We start from the raw sequence: 8,587 nt of genomic DNA, 5'->3' as shown, positions 1-8,587 counted from the left end.
AACTCTACAAAGAAGGCCTGATATACAGGGGCAAATACATAGTCAACTGGTGTCCCAGATGCTCGACGGTTCTCTCGGACGAAGAAGTGGAGCACGAGGACGAAAAGGGAGCCTTCTACCATATAAAATACCCTATCAAGGGCAGCGACGAGTTCGTAGTGATAGCCACTACCAGACCGGAGACCATGCTCGCCGATACGGGAGTTGCGGTCTATCCCTCCGACGAGAGATACCTGTCGCTCCAGGGAAAGACGGCCATACTGCCTCTGGTAAACAGGGAGCTGCCCGTAGTGGCCGACAGGTACGTCGATCCGGCCTTCGGTACGGGGGCGCTCAAGGTGACCCCGGCGCACGATCCGAACGACTTCCAGATAGGGATAAGGCACAACCTGCCACTGGTGGAGGTCTTCGACAAAGACGCGAAGATAACCGAAGCCGGTGGCAAATACGCCGGCCTTGACAGATACGAGGCCCGGAAACAGGTGGTCAGGGATCTCGAGGAACAGGGATACCTGCTGAAGATAGAACCGATGGTTCATGCGGTGGGAAGGTGCTACCGTTGCGACACGGTGGTCGAACCCTCGCTCTCGGACCAGTGGTACGTTAAGGTCGGACCGCTAGCCGAGAGGGGAATAAAGGCCGTTGAAGACGGAGAGGTTGTCTTCTTCCCCGAAACGTGGAAGAAGGTCTATCTCAACTGGATGAACGAGATAAGGGACTGGTGCATCTCCAGACAGCTCTGGTGGGGCCACCGCATCCCGGTCTGGTACTGCGACGAGTGCGGAGAGATCATAGTCGAGGAGCACGATCCCGAAAGCTGCCCCGGCTGCGGCTCTGGCAAGATCCGGCAGGACGAGGACGTACTCGACACCTGGTTCTCCTCACAGCTCTGGCCCTTCACGACGCTGGGCTGGCCTGAAGAGACGGAAGATCTGGCGACTTACTACCCGACGAGCGTCCTCATAACCGGCTTCGATATAATTTTCTTCTGGGTGGCGAGAATGATCATGGCCGGCTACCACTTCATGGGCGAAAAACCCTTCGAACATGTGTTCATAAACCGGCTGATAAGGGATAAGACCGGACAGAAGATGTCGAAATCGAAGGGGAACGGCATCGACCCGCTTGATGTTATAAAAGAGTACGGAACGGACGCGATGCGCTTCACGTTGGCCATTCTGGCGGCACAGAATCACGATATAAAACTCGACATAAGGTTTTTCGACATATACAAGAAGTTCGCCAACAAGATCTGGAATGCGGCCAGATTCGCCATAATGAACCTGGAAGACTTCGAATCCCTGGAGCTTGAAAAGGCAGAGCTGGCTCTCGAAGACCGTTGGATACTCTCGCGTCTTCAGAGGTCTCTGGAATCGATGACCGTGAGTCTGGAGTCCTACGACTTCCCTGCCGCCGCCAAGACGATATACGCTTTCTTCTGGAACGAATTCTGCGACTGGTACATAGAAAGCGCCAAACCCAGGCTTTACGAAGGGAAGGGCGACAGAAAAGTGGCGCAAAACGTGCTCGTCAGGGTGCTCGATATATCCCTTAGAATGCTTCACCCAATCATGCCGTACATAACCGAGGAGCTATGGCAGAAACTACCCGGGTCAGACGGAGCTCTCATAGTCGCCGACTGGCCGAAAGTCGAAGGAAATATGATCGACCCTGAGGCCGAAAACGCCTATTCTCGCCTCATGGATACGGTGAGGGGCATCAGGAACGTCAAAGCCGAGATGAACATCCCGCCTTCGACCAGAACCGACGTGTACTATCTGGGAACTCCGCTGGAAAAAAGCTACCTCGACCTCATAGCCCATCTGTCCAATTCCAACGCGATTTCTCTCAAAGACGGCAAATCCAGGGGCAGTGTCTCGGCCTGGGGAGACCAGTCTAACCTCTTCTACGTTGTCCTTGGAGAGATAGACGTACCTTCGGAGATAAACCGACTTCAGGCAAAACTTGAGAAAGAATGCAAAGACCTTGAAAAGACCGAAGTGAAACTGTCTAACGAAGACTTCCTTAAAAACGCTCCCGAAGAAGTTGTTCTGGAGAACAGAGAACGCCTCGTAACGAGCAGGGACAACATCGAAAGGATAAAAAAGATTATAGAAGATTTGAGATGAGTAGAACATACAGTCAGACCATAGATTACCTTTATAATTCGCGACCTTATGGACAGATCAAATACGGACTCTATAGAATAAGAGAACTCCTGGAAAGACTGGGCAACCCGCAAAAGGCCTGCCCGATCGTCCATATAACCGGAACCAACGGCAAGGGCAGCGTGGCCGCCACCATCGCCACAGTCTTAACGTTTCACGGTCTCAAGACGGGTCTGAACATCTCCCCGCACATAGTGTCCTTCAGAGAGAGGATACAGCTAGACGGGCATTTCATAAAGGAAGATGAGGTAGTACACCTCCTGGAAGAGATGCAGCCGGCTCTGGAGAAGATGGATGCCAAGGGTGAGGAGTACTCTCCCAGCTTCTTCGAAGTGGTGACGGCGATGAGCTTCATGTACTACAGGGAAAAGCAAGCCGACGTCGCGGTCGTAGAAGTCGGTTTGGGGGGCAGGTTCGACGCAAGTAACATTATCGACTCGGCTCTTGTCTCGATAATAACCAGCGTAGGCCTCGACCATATGAACATACTGGGCGACAGTGAAGAGAAGATCGCATTCGAGAAATCCGGGATAATTAAATCCGGCTGTCCGATCGTAACCGGTGTCACACGTCCGTCTGTGCTCAGGGTGATCGAAGAGACGGCACGCAATTTGAACTCTCCGCTTTACGCGTACTGGCGTGATTTCAACGCGACCGGCAGGAGTTACTCCACCAACGACAATATCTTCGACTATTACGGCGACAGAACGCTGGAGAATTTGCATATAAATCTCACCGGCGAGCACCAGACAATGAACGCGGCCATATCGCTAAAGGCTCTTGAACTCTCGTTCGGCAGACTGGGTCTTGAAATGAGGGAAGAGGCTCTGAGAAAGGCGCTCGGGCGGATTTTCTGGCCCGGAAGGTTTGAAGTGATGCACGTCCAGGGCAAGGAGATAGTACTCGACGGCGCCCACAATCCCGAGGCGGCTAAGGTCCTCAAAAAGACCGTGGAGAGATATTACCCTGGCCAAAGGCTGACTATCCTCTTCGGAAGTCTCGACGATAAAGACTTTGAAAGCAACATCAGGGCGCTCGCGCCTGTGGCCGATAGGGTAGTGGTCTGCAGAGTTCCCAACCACCGCAGCGTCCATCCCGAGAACGTGGCTGGCGTCTGGAAAAGATACGCAAGCAACGTCGAGTACATAGATTCTTACCGGGAGGCGCTCGACTCCCTACTCAAAGGCGGGGAGAAACGGTTTCTAATTTGCGGTTCGCTCTATCTGGTGAGCGAGCTCAGGAACATCCTCACCGGAGTGAAGGAATATGCTGGAAGGCGTTGAGGGGAAGGTAGTCGAAAAGCGGGAGACCGAAGTCGTAGTGCAGGTTGGAGGCTTCTATTTGAGGTTGAACTGCACTCCCGGCACCCTGAACAGACTCGTGAAGGGAGAGACGGCTCTTCTTCTCACCCGCATGGCCTATTCTCAGGATAGACCTCCCGAGCTTTACGGTTTCGCTGAGAGGGAGGAGCTGGATCTCTTCGACACATTGCTCAAGATGAGCAAGATCGGCCCGAAATCGGCGATGAAGATCCTCTCGGCAACGACACCCTCCAGATTGCGAAGCCTCATTGCCACCAGAAATACTGACGAGCTATCCAGATTGCCGGGCGTGGGAAAAAAGACGGCCGAGAGGATCGTCGTCGAACTGGCCTCCGTGCTGAACATTGCCGAAGGCGAAGAGGAAATGAGATCGCTGCCTACTACTCAACGTTCGACCGGCGAAGATGCCATAATAGCTCTTGCCTCGCTCGGCTTCGATGAACAGCAAGCGAGAAGGACCGTCGCCGGTCTTCTCAAGAAAAATCCCTCGATCGATACACAGGAACTCATCAAAACGGCCTTAAAAGAGATCAGAGGATAGGGAGTTCTTCGTGTCGAAGTAAGATTTTTACGAGTTCGTATCCCGTCCGGTCGCCAGAAACACACAGCTTCCCGTCCTCAAAGACGGCGTTTTTGGCTTTCAAACCCTTCGAGGCCAGGAAGGGAATGCACGATCTTCCGCCCGGAACGGCGAGTGTCAACTCCCAGCCTTTATTTGTTCTTTCGATGGAGACGATCCTGGGCTGGCGGCTCTTCTTTCCCCTGTGCAACTGCGGTTCTACTGACATCAGGAGGAAGGGGACGCTGTACCTGACCTCGATCTCCAGTTCCCTGCCGCTCACCGGTCCGTCCGGCTCAATTCTGCAGGCGGTCGCCGTTCTCCGCCGGTAAACCTTGACCGGTCTTTTGCGGCCGTTTACGCTGAATTCTATCCTTCCGGCGTATGCCGGTATATGGGGAGTGAAGTAAACGGGAACCTCCCTCTTGAGTCTCAATTCGAAACGCTGAGTCACCCCTATTAATTCGCCCAGGACTACGGAAGAAGCGTAACGGAGATCTAGCGAGTTGTCTCCGAAGACCAGCGGCCCGGCTTCGAGCCTTCCCAGATTCGGCGGTATGGAAGGCCCGAGTCTCAACGTTCCCCTAAGAGAATCCGGTTCGAAGCCCAGTACGCCTTCGTAAAAGGGATGAAAGCCCATAGTTTCCGACCAGGCCTGGTGCGGACAGACTCCCGACAGCTCGTAGGTCTCGCCGTCGAGGACCTCCGGTATATAACCGCCCGAGAAGTCCCTGCAGGTGTACAGGTTGGCCAGAGTGTGGTTGTAACCGTCCAGATCGGCTCCGATTTTGAACTGCGCCAGAGCGGCCCAGCCTGTGAAGAGAGGCCAGACGCTTCCCTCGTGGTAACCCCTTGGGTTGAAAATGCCCGAGCTCTTCCCGATTATCCTGACGCCCCAGTCGGTGGAAAAGTCGTCGGTGGCGAACTCCCCGATCTGTTCCCCTATACTCTCTCCCGACACAGCCTCGAAGATCGCCCCCATCGAAGCCATGACCGTTCTGTGGGGCATCGGCCTTCCGTATTGGTCTATGCCGAGGGCGTATCCCTTCGAAGGATCGTGGAATTTTTCCAGTCCTGCGGTGGCCTTCTTCTCCAGAGTAGCAGCCGCATTTCGTAACTCCCCGTCGTGGAGTTTTTCGGCCAATTCCCCGACTCCCCTGAGCGCCGCCAGCCAGATACAGTTGAGATAGAACGAGGCGCTCGCCCCGTAAAGCCTGCCCCCTTCGACCCAGCCGTGCCCGGCAACCGTGTTCTCTATGAGGCCATCCCCGTCAGAATCCGTTCCGGCGCAGTAATCGAGCGCCGCACGCAGAGAGTCGAGATTTTTCCTTACGAAATCGAGGTCGCCCGTGTGCCTGGCGTACCTGTAGAGGGCGTACAGAAAGAGGGGCGTCGAGTCGGCGGCATCGTAGTGAACCACGCCGCTCGAAGTCAATTCGTGATAGATCTTCCCGTCAAGCCTCCGGTACTTGACCAGAAGCTCGAGGTTTTCCCTCACCGTTTCGAAGTCCCCGATATCGAGAAAGGCCAGCGAACACCACAGACTGTCGCGGCCGAAGTACCAGGCGTACCCGGGCCTGGCGCTGAACCACCCCGGCCTGCTAGAAGCGTACCCGGCCATAAGGCCGGTTCCGATTCCGGGAGTGGTGGCCCTGAACTTTACCGCGCCCACACGCGCCAGATCTAGAGCCTCGTTTAGACGGCGATCGTCCGTTCTCACTCTTCCCCTCTCCAGATAGGCCGTGTAGAAGTCTCTGGCCAGCTCTATCTCTTTCTGCATATCGATCGTCCGGGGGAACTCCTCGCCGTTTATACTGGCGATTATCGCAACGCAACCGGTCCCTTCGAAGCGGCTCTCGAACCTCCCGATCACCGACCTCCCGTCGTCGCCGATCTCTATTCTCACCGGATTCGAGTTGACGATCGAAGCTCTCATTTGACCGTCTTGTGTGGAGAAGTGGACACCCTTTTCGAAGACGCCGTAGAACCTGTCGCCACTGTAGGCTTCGTCCATGGGCCACATGATTCTCATGTCCGATTCGAACGAAACACCGATAGTGTGTTCCCGTCGATCATCCAGATCGAACTGCACGAAGAGGAAGGACTCCTTCAGGCTGCTGAAGACGTTCATTCTTCCGAACTCAAGTTTGAACTCCACCCTTTCGGGCGAACAGGAAATCGACCCTGCACTCAGAGAGAGAGGTTTTCCGTCGATGGAGAACTCCAGATACTTCAGAATCCTGAAGGGGTGGGCCCAGACCTCTTCTATCCGCCCGACGCTCATATTGGCCAGCAATCTCTCCCCGGACGTGCTCAGGTAACCACCGGCCCTCTCGACGGGGATGGAGACGTTCGGCCAGTTTTCGACGGGCGAGAGCGAGGGAATCTCCAATTTTCGGTCGAAGAAAACGTGCCTGCAAACGCAGTGTGCCTCCGCCCAGTAAGATCCCCCCTGGCCGCCTTCAGACATGAATCCAAGAGTGTTTTCGACGAACCTTTCGACTTCGCTCCGATACGGGTTGTCTTCGCACTCGAGCGGTAAAAAGCCGCCGATCGAAAGAACGGGAAAACCGTTGACCGTGTGGAGCCAGATCAAGGCCCTCTCCCTTATATAGCTTATATACCGCTTTTCCACCGCGACCACTTTCGCCCTCTTTCCCCTGTAATAAAAAACGTCGGGCATCTCTTCGCACGCGTTCAGATAGATGCTGTAAAAGCCGCCGTGCAGCCCGTTAAAGAGCGGGTGATCTCTGTACGACTGGAAGCCCCTCTTGTCCCAGGGAGCGTCGCTTAAAGAGACTTTCGACTCCTCTATCGCCCCTATCTCTTCGACACCGATCAACTGGAGAGCCTTCACGGCAGAGCCGTAAAGCACTACCGGCACCCTGCCGATAGTTTTAGATAGTATATCTTCATCGGGGACTGTATCGATAAATAGAACGACATCATTTTCGATAACTGTATTTAAATCACGACTGACACTGTATTTTGCCCTTGAAATGATGTCTTCCAGGAGGCTTTTCCGCTTTTCAAGTATTCTAATCATATCGGCCCGTTACCTACCTGGACCAGAGCTCTTGTGGGGTGTATTCGGCGGCGAAGTTTAGGTGGGGTTCGTTCTGGTACCAGTACGCGACGGTTGCGATATCGTCGGTCAAAGGCTGAAAAGTTCCGTCCGGGTACCAGCCGAGAGCCTGCACGGTAACCTTTATCGATTTTCTGAATCTAACGGGGTCGCATATGTGCCAGCGGTAGAGGCCGTGTCTGGGGACCTCGCCCTCCTCTCTTCTCCAGAGCGGGTACCCGCAAAAAGGCGCGGAGAAAGTCTCCCCGAAACACCAGGCCCCGCCGAAGTAATCCTCCGTTCCAGTCGTGCAGATGGTCGGGTAGTCCTCCCCATCAAGAAAGAACTTGACCTCCCCCTCTCCCCACCAGCCGTTCGAGAACTGCGTCCAGGCAGCTACCGTGCCCACGTAATGGCCGGAACCGCTGACTCCGTCGAGTATTATGTGTTCGGGATTCTCGCGGGTCGTCACAGACCTCCGCCAGGAGGCGTGAAAATACGCGGAGCTCTCTGGAATCTGACCGAGCGAATAATCCAGCTGGTAGAAGAAATTCTGGACGGGTTTGGCTGCCAGATTCTCCAGCGTGATCCTGGCGCCCTCCCTGAAAGGCATCGGCCAGTAACAGTTGAAGCCGCCCGAAGGGTTCACGGCGACGGGCAGGGAGTTAACGCTGTACCTCAGGCCGTGCGTGCAGGCGAAGAAGTCTCCCAGGGGAGCCTCGACCGAAGGAAAGGGTTCGCCGTCCCAGTAGAACCTTATAAGGCAGGTCCTGTAGGCTTTGCTGTCGACCGTCATCCAGACGTGCCTGATAGTTCCCGGTCCCGTGATTTTCGCCAGTTCAACCGTTTCACCCGGCTGTATGTCTATGCAGGGTCTCGCCTTCCAGCCCTTTCCCAGCCTTCTCGCAGGCCCGGAGCCGCGGGGATCTTCCAGAGCGCCTCCCGACACCCTTCCATCGGGATTTTCGGCCGATATGGATCTGGACGACTCGTTTCTCAACTGGCTAAGATCTTCTAGATCGAACATTTATCTTCCTCCTTGAATTTATATTTCACTTGTCGAATCCCGACGTGAGCCTTATTCCCTGCACTATCCATTTCTGAGCGATGACATAGATCAGGATCATGGGGATAGAAGAGAGCGCGGCCGCCGCCATCTGCGCCGGATAGTTGGTAGTGTACTGCGAGGAGAACATGGCCACTCCCACCTCTATTACCCTCATTTCCTTGCTTCTGGTGACTATCAGGGGCCAGAAGAACGAGCGCCAGGTTCCCAGAAAAGTGAAGGTTCCCACCGTCGCGATGACCGGTTTGCAGAGAGGCATGATTATCCTCCAGAAAATCTGCCAGGTAGAGGCGCCGTCTATCCTGGCCGCGTCTTCTATACTGCTGGGAAGGCTGAGCATATACTGCCGCATTAAAAACATTCCCCAGATGTTTCCCAGCGCCGGAACGATCATCGCCCAGTAAGTAT

Annotated in this window: 6 protein-coding genes; 3 read left to right on the top strand and 3 right to left on the bottom strand. The window is 54.8% G+C overall.

Translation table 11 applies throughout. The annotated features are described in order from the left end of the window. The 3 genes from PKX57_RS10190 to ruvA form a co-directional block, all read left to right on the top strand. A partial coding sequence (locus tag PKX57_RS10190; protein ID WP_472417137.1) for a valine--tRNA ligase occupies positions 1-2,129 on the top strand: 2,129 nt, incomplete at its 5' end. Continuing rightward, a complete protein-coding gene (locus tag PKX57_RS10185) occupies positions 2,126-3,451 on the top strand; it encodes a bifunctional folylpolyglutamate synthase/dihydrofolate synthase (RefSeq protein ID WP_472417135.1) in 1,326 nt (441 codons plus the stop codon). The genes PKX57_RS10190 and PKX57_RS10185, both read left to right, overlap by 4 nt. Beyond that, positions 3,435-4,031: a Holliday junction branch migration protein RuvA gene (ruvA, locus tag PKX57_RS10180; protein WP_472412059.1), complete on the top strand. Its 597-nt coding sequence runs from the start codon at positions 3,435-3,437 to the stop codon at positions 4,029-4,031. Before PKX57_RS10185 ends, ruvA begins: the two co-directional genes overlap by 17 nt. Here ruvA and PKX57_RS10175 read toward each other — a convergent pair. From PKX57_RS10175 to PKX57_RS10165, 3 genes are all read right to left on the bottom strand, one after another. Beyond that, positions 4,021-7,095 carry an amylo-alpha-1,6-glucosidase gene (locus PKX57_RS10175; protein WP_472417133.1) on the bottom strand — a complete coding sequence of 1,025 codons (3,075 nt, stop codon included), beginning with the start codon at positions 7,093-7,095 and terminating at the stop codon, positions 4,021-4,023. The two genes, ruvA and PKX57_RS10175, sit on opposite strands and share 11 nt — an antisense overlap. Positions 7,096-7,108: 13 nt before the next feature. Continuing rightward, entirely contained in the window at positions 7,109-8,140 is a 1,032-nt protein-coding gene (locus PKX57_RS10170; protein WP_472417131.1) for a glycoside hydrolase family 172 protein, read from the bottom strand. Between the two features lie 25 nt (positions 8,141-8,165). After that, positions 8,166-8,587: carbohydrate ABC transporter permease (locus tag PKX57_RS10165; protein ID WP_472417129.1), on the bottom strand; the 422-nt coding region annotated here is incomplete at its 5' end.

This window comes from Mesotoga sp., from assembly GCF_035363035.1.
Classification (GTDB): Bacteria; Thermotogota; Thermotogae; order Petrotogales; family Kosmotogaceae; genus Mesotoga.
This window is presented reverse-complemented; position numbering and strand designations above follow the sequence as displayed.

What these genes read in the sequence shown, in the direction of transcription:
- PKX57_RS10185 (WP_472417135.1), top strand. Translation starts at nt 2,126, where the DNA reads ATGAGTAGAACATACAGTCAGACCATAGATTACCTTTATAATTCGCGA.
- ruvA (WP_472412059.1), top strand. Translation starts at nt 3,435, where the DNA reads ATGCTGGAAGGCGTTGAGGGGAAGGTAGTCGAAAAGCGGGAGACCGAA.
- PKX57_RS10175 (WP_472417133.1), bottom strand. Translation starts at nt 7,095, where the DNA reads ATGATTAGAATACTTGAAAAGCGGAAAAGCCTCCTGGAAGACATCATT.
- PKX57_RS10170 (WP_472417131.1), bottom strand. Translation starts at nt 8,140, where the DNA reads ATGTTCGATCTAGAAGATCTTAGCCAGTTGAGAAACGAGTCGTCCAGA.